The organism is Streptomyces sp. NPDC053432 (assembly GCF_055585365.1).
On sequence record NZ_JBVJKF010000022.1, the window covers coordinates 99,964 to 112,257 of the forward strand.

The following is a 12,294-nucleotide window of genomic DNA, read 5'->3' on the forward strand; positions in this document are numbered from 1 at the left end:
GAGGTTCTGCTGCTACGAGGGGCGGGCGTCGCGTGCCCGGCCGGGATTACTTGTTGGCGCCGAGCTCGATCGGCACGCCGACCAGCGAGCCGTACTCGGTCCAGGAGCCGTCGTAGTTCTTGACGTTCTCCTGGCCCAGGAGCTCGTGCAGCACGAACCACGTGAGCGCGGAGCGCTCACCGATGCGGCAGTAGGCGATGGTGTCCTTCGCCAGGTCGACCTGCTCGGCCTCGTAGAGGGCGGTCAGCTCTTCGTCGGACTTGAAGGTGCCGTCGTCGTTGGCGTTCTTCGACCACGGGATGTTGCGGGCGCTCGGCACGTGGCCGGGACGCTGCGACTGCTCCTGCGGCAGGTGCGCCGGGGCGAGCAGCTTGCCGGAGAACTCGTCGGGCGAGCGGACGTCGACCAGGTTCTGGTTGCCGATCGCGGCCACCACGTCGTCGCGGAAGGCGCGGATGGAGGTGTCCTGGGCCTTGGCCTTGTACTCGGTGGCCGGGCGGTTCGGGACGTCCTTGCCGTCGACCAGGTCGCGGGAGTCGAGCTCCCACTTCTTGCGGCCGCCGTCGAGGAGGCGGACGTCCTGGTGGCCGTAGAGCTTGAAGTACCAGTAGGCGTAGGACGCGAACCAGTTGTTGTTGCCGCCGTAGAGGACGACGGTGTCGTCGTTGGAGATGCCCTTGGCGGAGAGGAGCTTCTCGAAGCCCTCCTGGTCCACGAAGTCGCGGCGGACCGGGTCCTGGAGGTCGGTCTTCCAGTCGATCCGGACGGCGTTGGTGATGTGGTTCTTGTCGTACGCGGACGTGTCCTCGTCCACCTCGACGATGACGACGTTGGCGTCGTTCAGGTGGGCCTCGACCCAGTCGGCGTCTACGAGGACGTCGCTGCGGCTCATGGTGTTCTCCTCCGGGGCAGTGTGCGGGGGCATTACGGGTGCTGCGCTGCTTCTGCGTGCGTACGGGTGCGCATCTGAACCTGCGCGGGGAGGCGTCAGGGATCAGGAGGCGGGTGCGGTCACGCGGGAAAGGCCGGTCGTGCGGCCGTCGTCCGGTCGGATGGAGCGGTATCGCTCACATGTCACATGGATCGACAGAGCATGGCGGCGACGCGACACAGGTCTACTGCCCGCCGCTTCGTGAGGTCCGCCTGCTGATGCTTCATAGCCATGGATCGTAGGGACGAATCGGCCGCCCTGTCACCGGTGTGTCATATCCCGAGACGGGATCGTCCGGATACTGGGATGCGAGTGCAGCGCACGGCCGCCCCGGGCCGTCCTGGAGCCGTCCGGCGGCCCGTCCTTCTGCGGATCGGACCGCTCCGTCTCACGATCCGGCCAGGACCACGTCCGAACCCCCCAGTTCGAGGTGTACGCCCGCTTCGTCCGAGGTCAGCGCGGTCAGCTGGAGCCCGGCCGGCAGACCTGCGTCGAGACTGCGGTCGAAGTCGGTCCGCTTGCGCACGAGCCGTTCCCAGCCGGGTATGCCCTCGCCCGGCACCTCGTCGGCGTGTACCCGGACGATCTTTCCGCCCTTGCCGCCCTCCGCGTCCACCAGGGTGACGGTCGACACGACGCTGCGGGTGAGGGTCTTGCCGAGCACCTCCACCCCCACGGAGACCTTCACCTTGCCGGGCGCCCCGCCGTAGGAGAGCGTCGCACCGGTCTGCGAGGCCGCAGTGAGGTCCGCGTACGTGATGAGCCCGGAGCCCTCGGCCCGTTTGGCGGTACCGCCGGCGTAGTCCCCGTCGATCTTCACTCCGCGGAAGCTCGCGTCGAGCTCCGAGAGACGGGTCTTGCGCCCGTCCGCCATCACCTCGACGCCCCGGAGCCTCAGGTCCACCCGGTCCAGGTCGTGGCTCAGCGCCTGGGTGAGGAACGGGAACCCGTGGATCTCCACCTCCGAGCTGCCGGCCAGGCCCTGCCGGGCCTGGATCCGGTCGGCCAGCTTGTTCTCGGCATAGCCGACGGCCCACCGGTCCACCCCGGTAAACAGGGCGCCCAGCACCACTCCGATGATCACGACGACACGCAGAACCCGCACGCGCCCCTCCCCCGTCAGTCCGGTACGTGCCTTCTAGTGGACCACGTCCGATGTCAGGGACAGATCAGCTCACCACCCGGCCGATCAGGTACACGGCGGGAGCGGCCACCGCGAGCGGCAGCGCGACGCCCGCCGTCATGTGCACGAACTTGGACGGGTAGTCGTACGCGGCCACGCGCAGCCCGATCAGCGCACAGACGCCCGCCGCGAGCCCGACCAGGGCCCCGCCCGCACCGACGTCGGTGAGCCCGCCCACGACGAGGCCGGCACCGGCGGCGGAGGCGAGCGCGACGCCGACGGAGGGCGCCGTGGGCAGCGGCAGGGCGCGGGTGAACACGGCCACCGCGACGGCCACCGCGCCGACGGAGACCGCGGCGGTGCCGGCGGTGAGCCAGCCCGCGCAGACGATGGCCAGGGCGGCGGAGGCCACCGAGGCCATCAGGCCGTACATGCGCTCGTCCGGGTCGGCGTGGCTGCGGAGCTGCAGGACGAGGGTGATCAGCACCCAGGCGCCGAGGGTCCCGATGATCGCGCCGGGGCCGTACGGCTCGTCCACCGCGAGCACGGCCACGTCGGCGACGAGGGCTCCCGCGAAGGCGAGGGCGATGCCCTGGCGGGCCGGCCACATGCCGTTGAGCCGGAACCAGCCGGCCGCGGTGAGCGCCTGGAGGGCGACCAGCGGGACGAGCACGGCGTACTGGCCGAGGAGGGCGGCCAGAGCCATCAGCAGGCCGAGGGCGGCGGTCAGTACGGCCGACTGCGGACCGGGGTCGATGATCGGCGACCGGCCCTCGGCGCGGGCCTGCGCGGGGTCGACGGCGCGGAGGGTGTTCCCGCCGAGGGTGGGGGGCGACCAGGCCGCGTCGCCCGCCGGCTCGGCAGCGGGAGCAGGGGCAGCCGCGGGCAGCTCCTCGGCCGGGCCGTCCGCGAGGGGCTCGGGGGCGGGCGCCGGGGCGGGCGCCTGCGGCGGCAGGTACGCCGTCTGCTCGGCGGCCGCCTCCGGCCGCTGCTCCGCGGGGCCCGGGTAGGGCGGCAGGAACGCCGTCTCGGCAGCCGAGACGGCCGTCCCGGCGCCCTGGGACCAGTCCTGCGCGGGAGCCGGCGCCGGGGCGTCGTCCCGGAACCACCCCTCGGGGACGGCGGGCTGCCCAGCCGGAGCCTGATGGTAGGGCGGGAGGAAGGCGGTCTCCTCGGCGGCCGAAGCGGTCGCGGCGGTCGAAGCGGTCGCGGCGGCCTGCGGGCCGGGGTACGGCGGCAGGTACGCGGTCTCCGCCGCCGACGCCGGCGCGGCCGGGGGTGCGTACCCCGCGTCCGCCCCCTGGGACCAGTCCTGGACGGGAGCCGGGGCCGGGGCCTCGTCCCGGAACCACCCCTCGGGGACGGCGGGCTGCCCCGCCGGAGCCTGCTGGTACGGGTACGCCTCGCCGGAGCCCGTGCCCGAGCCGTCCGGCCACGGGCCGCCGGCCTGTGCCTGGGGGGCCGGGTACGGGTACGCCTCGGCGGCGGGACCCGAACCGGCGCTCACGCCCGGGTCACCGGGCCACGGGCCGCCGGCCTGTGCCCGGGGGGCCGGGTACGCCTCGCCGGAGGCCGTGCCCGGGCCGTCCGGCCACGGGCCGCCGGTCTGGGCCGACGGGGCCGGGTCCGGGGCCTGAGGCGCGGCCTCGTCGCGGAACCAGCCCTCCGGGGCCACCGGCTGGCCGGGGACCGCGCCCAGCGGCGGCTGCACCGGCTGGTAGCCGGTGTCCCAGGTGTCGGCCTGCCAGGTCTGCGTCCCGTACGGGTCCGGGGCCTGGGCCGGCTCCTGCTGAGGATGGGGATGGGGGTGGGGATGGTGATGCTGCGGCTGCTGCTGTTCCTCGGGCGTGCTCATCGGTTTCCGTTCACCCGCCCGCGAACGGCGGGAGCACCTCGACGGTGCCCCCCTCGGTCAGCTGGACGGCATCGTGCGGGCGCTTGCCCACAGGCTCGTCGTTCACCAGGAAGGAGCAGCGCAGCAGGACCCGGCTCAGCTCCCCGGGGTGGCGTTCCCGCACGGCGTCGAGCGCCTCGGCCAGTGTGCCCGCCGAGTACGGCTCCTCCGCAGTCCCGGCCGCGGCCTTGGCCGCCGCCCAGTAGCGGATGGTTCCGGTTGCCACTGCACAGCTCCTATCGTCGGCTCTCTCGACGCTCTACCGTCGGCCTCCATGATGACCCCTCGCGTGCCCGACCCCGGCGTGCTTCCACGCGCCCCGGATGCGCCCGGCCGGCCCCACCGCACCGCCCGGCGGGCCGCCGATCCGGTGAAACCAGGGCATACGAGGGGTGCGGGCGTGGCGGGAACCACAGAATCGGAAACGGAAGAGGCCTCGGCCCCGAAAGGGCCGGTGGGCTATTCTCGTGGCGAGAGGATCCGGGCAACGTTGCCCCCGGGTCCTTTTGTGCTTTCAGCACGTTGAACGAGACGGGAACACCGGCCGTCCCCGCACGCCTCAGGGCGCGGGGCGCGAGGACGCCGGCGGGACCGGGAACGACACCGTACGAAGCAGTACCGCGCACGTCCTCGACGGGACCGAGGAGGAACCGACGTGATGGACCAGCGATCCGTGCACCACCGTCCGACCGGGGCGGGTGGTCGGGCATGAGCTCCCTGCTGCTGCTCACCAACGCCCTGCAGCCGTCCACCGAGGTGCTGCCCGCCCTCGGCCTGCTGCTCCACAACGTCCGGGTGGCCCCCGCCGAGGGGCCGGCGCTCGTGGACACCCCGGGCGCCGACGTGATCCTCGTGGACGGCCGCCGCGACCTGCCGCAGGTGCGGTCGCTGTGCCAGCTGCTCCGCTCCACCGGGCCCGGCTGTCCGCTGATCCTGGTCGTGACCGAGGGCGGGCTGGCCGCGGTCACCGCCGACTGGGGCATCGACGACGTACTGCTGGACACCGCGGGCCCCGCCGAGGTCGAGGCACGGCTGCGGCTGGCCACCGGCCGGCAGCAGATGGGCTCGGACGACTCCCCGATGGAGATCCGCAACGGTGACCTGTCGGTCGACGAGGCCACGTACTCCGCGAAGCTGAAGGGCCGGGTCCTGGACCTGACCTTCAAGGAGTTCGAGCTGCTCAAGTACCTCGCGCAGCACCCGGGCCGGGTCTTCACCCGTGCGCAGCTGCTGCAGGAGGTCTGGGGCTACGACTACTTCGGCGGCACCCGCACGGTCGACGTGCACGTACGGCGGCTGCGCGCGAAACTCGGCCCCGAGCACGAGTCGCTGATCGGTACGGTGCGCAACGTCGGCTACCGCTTCGTGACCCCGGAGAAGGTGGAACGGGCGGCGGCGGAAGCGGCCGCGCAGGCCGCCGCTAAGGCCACGGCGCAGGGGTCCGCGCAGGCGCCCGACCAGGCGCCCGCCCAGGCCCCCGTACACTCCGGATGAAGCCCTCACCCGGTCGGCCGAAGCCGCTGTGACCGTCCACTCGGCAGGATGCCCTGCCCAGAGGTAGGTCACCCCGCGTAGACTCCCGCACGTGGCCAAGGTGACGCGGGATGACGTTGCACGACTTGCGGGTACGTCTACCGCCGTCGTGAGCTACGTCATCAACAACGGACCCCGGCCGGTCGCCCCGGCCACGCGCGAGCGTGTCCTCGCCGCGATCAAGGACCTGGGCTACCGCCCGGACCGGGTCGCCCAGGCGATGGCCTCACGGCGCACCGACCTCATAGGCATGATCGTCCCGGACGCCCGTCAGCCGTTCTTCGCGGAGATGGCGCACGCGGTCGAGCAGGCCGCGGCCGAGCGCGGGAAGATGGTGCTGGTCGGCAACTCCGACTACCGCACCGAGCGCGAGGTCCACTACCTGCGGGCCTTCCTCGGCATGCGGGTCTCGGGGCTGATCCTGGTCAGCCAGGGCATGAGCGAGCAGGCCGCCGGCGAGATCGAGGCCTGGGACGCGCGGGTGGTCCTGCTGCACGAGCGGCCGGAGGCCATCGACGACGTCGCGGTCATCACGGACGACATCGGCGGCGCCCAGATGGCGACCCGGCACCTGCTGGAGCACGGCCACGAGTACGTCGCCTGCATCGGCGGGGTCGAGAACACCCCCTCGGTCGGCGACCCGGTGGCCGACCACGTCGAGGGCTGGCGCCGGGCCATGCTGGAGTCGGGCCGCTCGACCGAGGGCCGCCTGATCGAGGCCCCGTACAACCGGTACGACGCGTACCAGGTCGCCCTGGAGGTCCTGGCCCGGCCGGACCGCCCGACGGCGATCTTCTGCGCCACGGACGACCAGGCCATCGGTGTGCTGCGGGCCGCGCGCGAGCTGCGGATCGACGTGCCCGGGGAGCTGGCCGTGGCGGGCTTCGACGACGTGAAGGAGGCGGCCCTCACGGACCCGCCCCTGACCACCATCGCCTCGGACCGTACGGCGATGGCCCGCGCGGCCGTGGACCTCGTCCTGGACGACGCCGTACGGGTGTCGGGCTCCCGGCGCGAGCGGCTGAAGCAGTTCCCGTCGGCCCTGGTGATCCGCCGCTCCTGCGGCTGTCGCTAGGCCGTCGGCGGTGCGGGAGTGAGCCCGCGCCGCGCTCCCGGCCCCAGGGCTCACAGCGTCGTCAGGCCGCAGGTCGCCGGCACCGAAGCCGCCAGGGCCACGGCCACCCAGCCCGCCCCCGGGGAGTTCCGGCTGTCCGCGAACGCCGCGGTGAGCAGCATCGCCGGCGGCGCGACGACGAAGAACGCACCCATCAGGGCGATGAGCGCGGCCGAGGGCAGCGCGACCCCGCCCACGACGAGGCAGACCACGGCGAAGGTCTTCGGCAGGCGGCGCAGCAGCAGCGGTACGGCGAACGAGCCCGCCACGACGAGCTCGAAGACCACGGCCGCGGCGCTGCCGCGCGACACGCCCACCAGCACCGCGGCCATCACGCCGGCGGCCAGGGCCGCGGCCACGGCCCAGCTCCACGGCCGGTCGGCCACCTTCCGGCGTACGTCCCCGTCCATTCCCCGCCCCCACATTTTGAACGTGTTCACTTGAACACGTTCAAGATAGCGGAGTCCGGCGCCCCGGGGAAGCGCACTTATTTCGGGCATACACGGTTCTGTCGGGCTTCTCAGCCCAGACTCAGGAAGCTCTCATCAACGGTGGCCAGAGTCATGCCATGACCGAGAACTTCCGCCGCGAAGGCGAGTACCCCCAGGAACACCGCCCGACCCAGCACGCCCCCTTCGGCGAGGACTGGCAGCGCGGAGACGATCGGCTCACGCAGGAGGCCGCGGGGTCCTATCCGCCACCGCCCGCCTACCGGCCCGCCGCACCCGGCTGGCACGAGGCGCACCGGCCACCGGTGATCCAGGGCGAGGCCGTCCCGGCGGCCGGTGCCTCCGACGGCTCCGGCTCCGGCTCCGGCCCCGGCTCCGGCAACGGCGGCTGGGCCACCTGGGGCTCCGCCCCGCACGGCCCCGCCCCGCACGGCCCCGCCCCGCACGGCCCCGCCCACGCCGCCGCCCCCGCCCCCCGCGCCAAGAAGCCCGTCGCGCTGCTGGCCGCCGTCGCCCTCGCCGCGGCCGTGGTCGGCGGTGGCACCGCGGCCGCCGTCCAGCAGCTGATGAACTCCCAGAACGCCGCCGGCTCCGGCGGCTTCAACGGCACCAACGTCTCGCAGTCGAGCATCGGCACCGTCGCCGGCGTCGCCGAGCAGAACAGCCCCTCCGTCGTCCGGATCGACACCCGCACCGCCTCCGGCCAGGGCACCGGCTCCGGCATCGTCCTCACCGGCGACGGCGAGATCGTCACCAACAACCACGTCGTCGGCGGCGCCTCCGAGATCCAGGTGACGATGAGCGACGGCAAGAAGTACGCGGCCAAGGTGCTCGGCACCGACCCCGACAAGGACCTCGCCCTCATCAAGCTCCAGGGCGCCAGTGGCCTCAAGCCCGCCCACCTCGGCAACTCCGACCACGTCAAGGTCGGCGAACAGGTCGTCGCCATCGGCTCCCCCGACCGCCTCACCGGCACCGTCACCAGCGGCATCGTCTCCGCCCTGAACCGCGAGGTGAACGTGTCCAAGCCGGAGACACAGCAGACCCCGCAGCGCGGCGACGGCGGCTGGCCGTTCTCCTTCAACGGTCAGCAGTTCAACGGGAGGACCGGCAACGAGACCGCCTCGTACAAGGCCATCCAGACGGACGCCTCCCTCAATCCCGGCAACTCCGGCGGCGCCCTCTTCAACATGAACGGCGAGGTCGTGGGCATGCCCTCCGCGATCTACTCCCCCTCCGACAGCAAGTCCACCGCCGGCAGCGTCGGCCTCGGCTTCGCCATCCCGGTCAACACGATCAAGGCCGACCTGGACTCGCTGCGCAAGGGCGGCCCGGGCGGCACCGGCTCCTCCGGCACCGGCAACTCCACCGGCGACGGCTTCGGCTACGGCACCTCCTACTAGCCCGTCGTGCGAGGCTGGGAGACGCCCGCACGCACCGAAGACCACCACTCAGGGGGACCACAGATGCATCCCGCCGAAGGCGACCCGCAGCGCATCCTCGTCGTGGACGACGAGCCGGCCGTCCGCGAGGCCCTGCGCCGCAGCCTCGCCTTCGAGGGGTACGACGTACAGACCGCGGTCGACGGGCTCGACGCCCTCGACAAGACGGCCTCGTACGCCCCCGGCCTGATCGTCCTGGACATCCAGATGCCCCGCATGGACGGCCTGACGGCGGCCCGCCGGCTGCGCTCCTCGGGCAGCGTCACCCCGATCCTGATGCTCACCGCCCGGGACACCGTCGGCGACCGCGTCACCGGCCTCGACGCGGGCGCCGACGACTACCTCGTCAAGCCGTTCGAGCTCGACGAGCTCTTCGCCCGCGTCCGCGCCCTGCTGCGCCGCAGCTCCTACGCCGCCCCGCGCCCCGGCGCCGAGCCCCCCGAGGACGCGCTCACCTTCGGCGACCTGCGCATGGACCTCGCGACCCGCGAGGTCACCCGGGGCGGGCGCCCGGTGGAACTGACGCGCACCGAGTTCACGCTGCTGGAGATGTTCCTGGCGCACCCGCGCCAGGTCCTGACCCGGGAGCAGATCCTCAAGACCGTGTGGGGCTTCGACTTCGAGCCCAGCTCCAACTCCCTGGACGTGTACGTGATGTACCTGCGCCGCAAGACCGAGGCCGGCGGCGAGCCCCGCCTGGTCCACACCGTGCGCGGGGTGGGCTACGTACTGCGCGCCGGCGAGAGCGGGCCCGAGTGAGCCCGGCCGCCAGATTCCGCGGGCTGCCGCTGCGCTCGCGGCTCGCGCTGCTGGTGGCGGTCGCGGTGGCCCTGGCCGTCGCGGCGGTCGCCGCCGTGTCCTGGGTGATGGTCCGCACCCAGCTGCGCGACCAGCTGGACCGCTCCCTGATGGCGACGGACGTCAACGCCGAGCTGACCCGGACCCTGACGCAGAACGCCTGCCTGCAGGCACCGCCGCAGCCCCGGCAGCAGATCGCCGGAAACCTGAGCGCGACCGTCCAGATCGTCCTGCCCAACGGGAGCCACTGCTGGGTCGCCGGGCCGACCGACCTGCCGGTGACCGCGGCCGACAAGGAGATCGCGGCGGGCCGGCGGGGCAAGACCCTGCAGACCGTAACGACCTCCGACGGCGCCGAGATGCGCGTCTACACGATCCCGGTCGTGGCCTCCACCGGCCAGCTCTTCGGCGTCTCCATCGCCAAGCCGCTCACCGACATCGACAAGCCGCTCTCCACCCTGGCCTGGGTGCTGGTCCTGGTGGCCGGAGTCGGAGTCGTCGGGGCGGGCGCCGCCGGCCTGTGGGTGGCCCGTACGGGACTGCGGCCGGTCGACGAACTGACCGGCGCCGTCGAGCACATCGCCCGTACCGAGGACCTCACCGTCCGCATCCCCGACGACGGCGACGACGAGATCGCCCGCCTGTCGCGGTCCTTCAACTCCATGACGGCGGCCCTCGCCTCCTCCCAGGAGCGCCAGGCCCAGCTGATCGCGGACGCCGGGCACGAGCTGCGCACCCCGCTCACCTCGCTGCGCACCAACATCGAGCTCCTCGCGCGCAGCGAGGAGACCGGCCGGGCCATCCCGCCCGAGGACCGCAAGGAGCTGCTGGCCTCGGTCAAGGCGCAGATGACGGAGCTGGCCTCGCTGATCGGCGACCTCCAGGAGCTGTCCCGGCCGGACGCGGTCTCCCCCGGCCCGCTCCAGGTCGTGGCCCTGCACGAGATCGCCGGGGCGGCGCTGTCCCGGGCCCGGCTGCGCGGTCCGGAGCTGGAGTTCACCTCCGCGCTGGAGCCCTGGTACGTACGGGGCGAGGCTCCCGCGCTGGAGCGCGCGGTGGTCAACGTCCTGGACAACGCGGTGAAGTTCAGCCCGGCGGGCGGCACGGTCGAGGTGTCGCTGCGGGCGGGGGAGCTGACCGTACGGGACCACGGGCCGGGCATCCCGGCGGAGGACCTGCCGCACGTCTTCGAGCGGTTCTGGCGCTCGGAGTCGGCCCGCGCCCTGCCCGGCAGCGGGCTCGGCCTGTCGATCGTGGCCCGTACGGCGGCCCGTGCGGGCGGCAGCGCGGAGCTGCGGGCGGCGCCGGACGGGGGCCCGGGCACGGTGGCGGTGCTCCGCATCCCGGGAGCGCCGACGCCGCCGCCGTCCGAGCCGTCAGTTGTGCCGGATCAGTGAGGCGACCAGGCCGGACCGGGTGTTGGGGAAATCCATCGGGACGATCCCCAGCCCGGTGCGGCCGGCCAGCTCGGCGCCGTCGACGAAGGCGTGGACCTGCGGGCCCAGCCGGTCGGAGTTCCAGCGCGGCGGCATGTAGGCCGAGGTGCTGGTGTAGTTCACGAAGAGCCTGCCGGGCTGCTGGACGGCCTTGCGGAAGTGGTCCTCGATCTTGCCGCGCTTGGCGAAGGGCTCGGCGTTCCAGTCGTCCTGGATGTCGAAGACGTTGCCGTCCCCGTAGCGCAGCCCGGGCAGGCCGCCGTTGTCGGCGAGGAGGACCACCTTGCCGCGGGCCTGCCCGAGCGCGGGCAGGGTGTCGGCGATGCGGAACAGCGGGCGCCAGCCGCGGTTGTCGAGGTAGTCGTCGAAGACGGCGCGGAAGGTGGCGTCGCTGTCCGTCGAGTACTCCTGCTTGAGGCGCATCAGGACGGTCTCGGTCGGGTGCGCGGCGAGGAAGTTCCAGCAGGCCACGAGGACGTCCCCGAACATCAGGTCCTGGTAGAACGCCGCGTGGTGGATGGCGAACGAGCCGCCCGTGACGCGGCAGCGGACGTCGAGGAAGCGGATGCCCGAGTCGAGCTGCTGGGCGATCGAGGTGTTCTGGCAGGCGACGTAGAGGCCGCCCTTGGTGGCGCCGGAGTCGTGCGTGCCGGGGATGGTCATCCGCTGGAGGGCGGTGGCGTCGGGCAGGCCCGCCATCCAGTCCTGGGTGCCGAGGGCCGCGGCGGCGGCGGGTGGTGCGCCGAGGCCGATGGCGGCGCCGGTCGCCAGTGCTCCGGCCAGAAACGCCCGCCGGTCCAGTCCGCTGCCCATGTCCGCCCCTTCGCCGACCCAGTGGTGGGCAGATTATGGCGTGCGCACGTCAATTCCACTACCCGTGAGTACGAACTGCGCGCACCCCGGGGAAAGGGGCAGCCCGGGGTCAGCCCTCCAGCAACCGGGCCATCCTGCGCAGCCCCTGGGCGAGTTCGCGGCCGTTCGGGGCCTGCTCCGGGTCGGTCAGGCACTGCACCATGACCCCGCTGAGCAGCGCGATGTGCAGCGAGCCGAGGGACCGTACGTCCTCCTCCGCGACCTCCGCCTCGGGTACACCGGCCAGCGCGGCGGCCACCATGCGCCGGTTGCGGCGCTGCCCCTCGGCCAGGATCGCCAGCAGCTCCGGCCGGGCCTGCGCGTGGACGAACGCCTCCACGGAGGCGGTCCACAGCCAGCGCGTCTCGCCGAAGTCCCGGATCTTGCGGTCCCAGGTGTCGGCGTAGCGCTCCTCGGCGGTGTCGCCCCGGCCGGCGAGCCGCCCGGACCCGGCGGCCCACTCCTCCATGGCGTCGAAGAGCGCCTGGTTGAGCAGGGCGTCGCGCGATCCGAAGTGGTAGCCGATCGCGGCCATGCTCACGTTCGAAGCCGTGGCGATGTCGCGCACGGTCGTGCGCAGGTACCCCTTCTCCTCCAGGCAGCGGCGGGCTCCGGCCAGCAGGTCCTCGCGATTTCCCATACCGGGATCGTATCCGCGCACCCACAAGCGTTTGGGCAAGCGCGCAAGACGCGTGTATTGCGCGCTTGCCCAACTCCTGGCA

Annotated in this window: 13 protein-coding genes; 5 read left to right on the plus strand and 8 right to left on the minus strand. The window is 73.0% G+C overall.

What is annotated here, in order from left to right:
* Positions 1-46: 46 nt before the first annotated feature.
* From ACZ6Y1_RS29795 to ACZ6Y1_RS29815, 5 genes are all read right to left on the minus strand, one after another.
* Positions 47-892 carry a sulfurtransferase gene (locus tag ACZ6Y1_RS29795; protein WP_469636671.1) on the minus strand — a complete coding sequence of 282 codons (846 nt, stop codon included), beginning with the start codon at positions 890-892 and terminating at the stop codon, positions 47-49.
* Positions 893-1,074: 182 nt separating this feature from the next.
* Positions 1,075-1,164, minus strand: a complete 90-nt coding sequence (locus ACZ6Y1_RS29800; protein ID WP_350875872.1) for an Ms5788A family Cys-rich leader peptide — start codon at positions 1,162-1,164, stop codon at positions 1,075-1,077.
* A gap of 155 nt (positions 1,165-1,319) precedes the next feature.
* Positions 1,320-2,036 (minus strand): LmeA family phospholipid-binding protein, encoded by a 717-nt coding sequence (locus ACZ6Y1_RS29805; protein ID WP_469636676.1) that lies wholly within the window; start codon positions 2,034-2,036, stop codon positions 1,320-1,322.
* Between the two features lie 64 nt (positions 2,037-2,100).
* A complete protein-coding gene (locus ACZ6Y1_RS29810; protein WP_469636810.1) occupies positions 2,101-3,561 on the minus strand; it encodes a hypothetical protein in 1,461 nt (486 codons plus the stop codon).
* Positions 3,562-3,919: 358 nt separating this feature from the next.
* Positions 3,920-4,174 (minus strand): MoaD/ThiS family protein, encoded by a 255-nt coding sequence (locus ACZ6Y1_RS29815; RefSeq protein ID WP_469636679.1) that lies wholly within the window; start codon positions 4,172-4,174, stop codon positions 3,920-3,922.
* A gap of 482 nt (positions 4,175-4,656) precedes the next feature.
* Here ACZ6Y1_RS29815 and ACZ6Y1_RS29820 point away from each other — a divergent pair, with 482 nt between their 5' ends.
* Positions 4,657-5,442 carry a response regulator transcription factor gene (locus ACZ6Y1_RS29820; protein ID WP_469636682.1) on the plus strand — a complete coding sequence of 262 codons (786 nt, stop codon included), beginning with the start codon at positions 4,657-4,659 and terminating at the stop codon, positions 5,440-5,442.
* A gap of 91 nt (positions 5,443-5,533) precedes the next feature.
* Positions 5,534-6,556, plus strand: coding sequence for a LacI family DNA-binding transcriptional regulator (locus tag ACZ6Y1_RS29825; RefSeq protein WP_403876659.1), 1,023 nt, complete (start codon positions 5,534-5,536; stop codon positions 6,554-6,556).
* Positions 6,557-6,606: 50 nt separating this feature from the next.
* Here ACZ6Y1_RS29825 and ACZ6Y1_RS29830 read toward each other — a convergent pair whose 3' ends face one another.
* Entirely contained in the window at positions 6,607-7,035 is a 429-nt protein-coding gene (locus ACZ6Y1_RS29830) for a hypothetical protein (protein WP_469636687.1), read from the minus strand.
* Between the two features lie 128 nt (positions 7,036-7,163).
* Between ACZ6Y1_RS29830 and ACZ6Y1_RS29835 the strand changes: the two genes are divergently transcribed.
* From ACZ6Y1_RS29835 to ACZ6Y1_RS29845, 3 genes are all read left to right on the plus strand, one after another.
* The gene (locus tag ACZ6Y1_RS29835) at positions 7,164-8,447 is read left to right on the plus strand and encodes a S1C family serine protease (protein ID WP_469636690.1); all 1,284 of its coding nucleotides are present in this window, start codon (positions 7,164-7,166) and stop codon (positions 8,445-8,447) included.
* Between the two features lie 63 nt (positions 8,448-8,510).
* Entirely contained in the window at positions 8,511-9,245 is a 735-nt protein-coding gene (locus tag ACZ6Y1_RS29840; RefSeq protein WP_469636693.1) for a response regulator transcription factor, read from the plus strand.
* On the plus strand, positions 9,242-10,681 hold the full coding sequence (locus ACZ6Y1_RS29845) for a sensor histidine kinase (RefSeq protein WP_469636696.1): 1,440 nt from the start codon (positions 9,242-9,244) through the stop codon (positions 10,679-10,681). Before ACZ6Y1_RS29840 ends, ACZ6Y1_RS29845 begins: the two co-directional genes overlap by 4 nt.
* Here the strand turns inward: ACZ6Y1_RS29845 and ACZ6Y1_RS29850 are convergent.
* Positions 10,661-11,533 carry a phosphatidylinositol-specific phospholipase C gene (locus ACZ6Y1_RS29850; protein ID WP_469636699.1) on the minus strand — a complete coding sequence of 291 codons (873 nt, stop codon included), beginning with the start codon at positions 11,531-11,533 and terminating at the stop codon, positions 10,661-10,663. The two genes, ACZ6Y1_RS29845 and ACZ6Y1_RS29850, sit on opposite strands and share 21 nt — an antisense overlap.
* A 109-nt stretch (positions 11,534-11,642) precedes the next feature.
* Positions 11,643-12,212 carry a TetR/AcrR family transcriptional regulator gene (locus ACZ6Y1_RS29855; RefSeq protein ID WP_469636702.1) on the minus strand — a complete coding sequence of 190 codons (570 nt, stop codon included), beginning with the start codon at positions 12,210-12,212 and terminating at the stop codon, positions 11,643-11,645.
* Between the last annotated feature and the right edge of the window lie 82 nt (positions 12,213-12,294).

Bases quoted from the DNA above. Each gene is read 5' to 3' on its own strand.
- ACZ6Y1_RS29795 (WP_469636671.1), bottom strand. From the start codon at position 892: ATGAGCCGCAGCGACGTCCTCGTAGACGCCGACTGGGTCGAGGCCCAC.
- ACZ6Y1_RS29800 (WP_350875872.1), bottom strand. From the start codon at position 1,164: ATGGCTATGAAGCATCAGCAGGCGGACCTCACGAAGCGGCGGGCAGTA.
- ACZ6Y1_RS29820 (WP_469636682.1), top strand. From the start codon at position 4,657: ATGAGCTCCCTGCTGCTGCTCACCAACGCCCTGCAGCCGTCCACCGAG.
- ACZ6Y1_RS29835 (WP_469636690.1), top strand. From the start codon at position 7,164: ATGACCGAGAACTTCCGCCGCGAAGGCGAGTACCCCCAGGAACACCGC.
- ACZ6Y1_RS29840 (WP_469636693.1), top strand. From the start codon at position 8,511: ATGCATCCCGCCGAAGGCGACCCGCAGCGCATCCTCGTCGTGGACGAC.
- ACZ6Y1_RS29850 (WP_469636699.1), bottom strand. From the start codon at position 11,533: ATGGGCAGCGGACTGGACCGGCGGGCGTTTCTGGCCGGAGCACTGGCG.
- ACZ6Y1_RS29855 (WP_469636702.1), bottom strand. From the start codon at position 12,212: ATGGGAAATCGCGAGGACCTGCTGGCCGGAGCCCGCCGCTGCCTGGAG.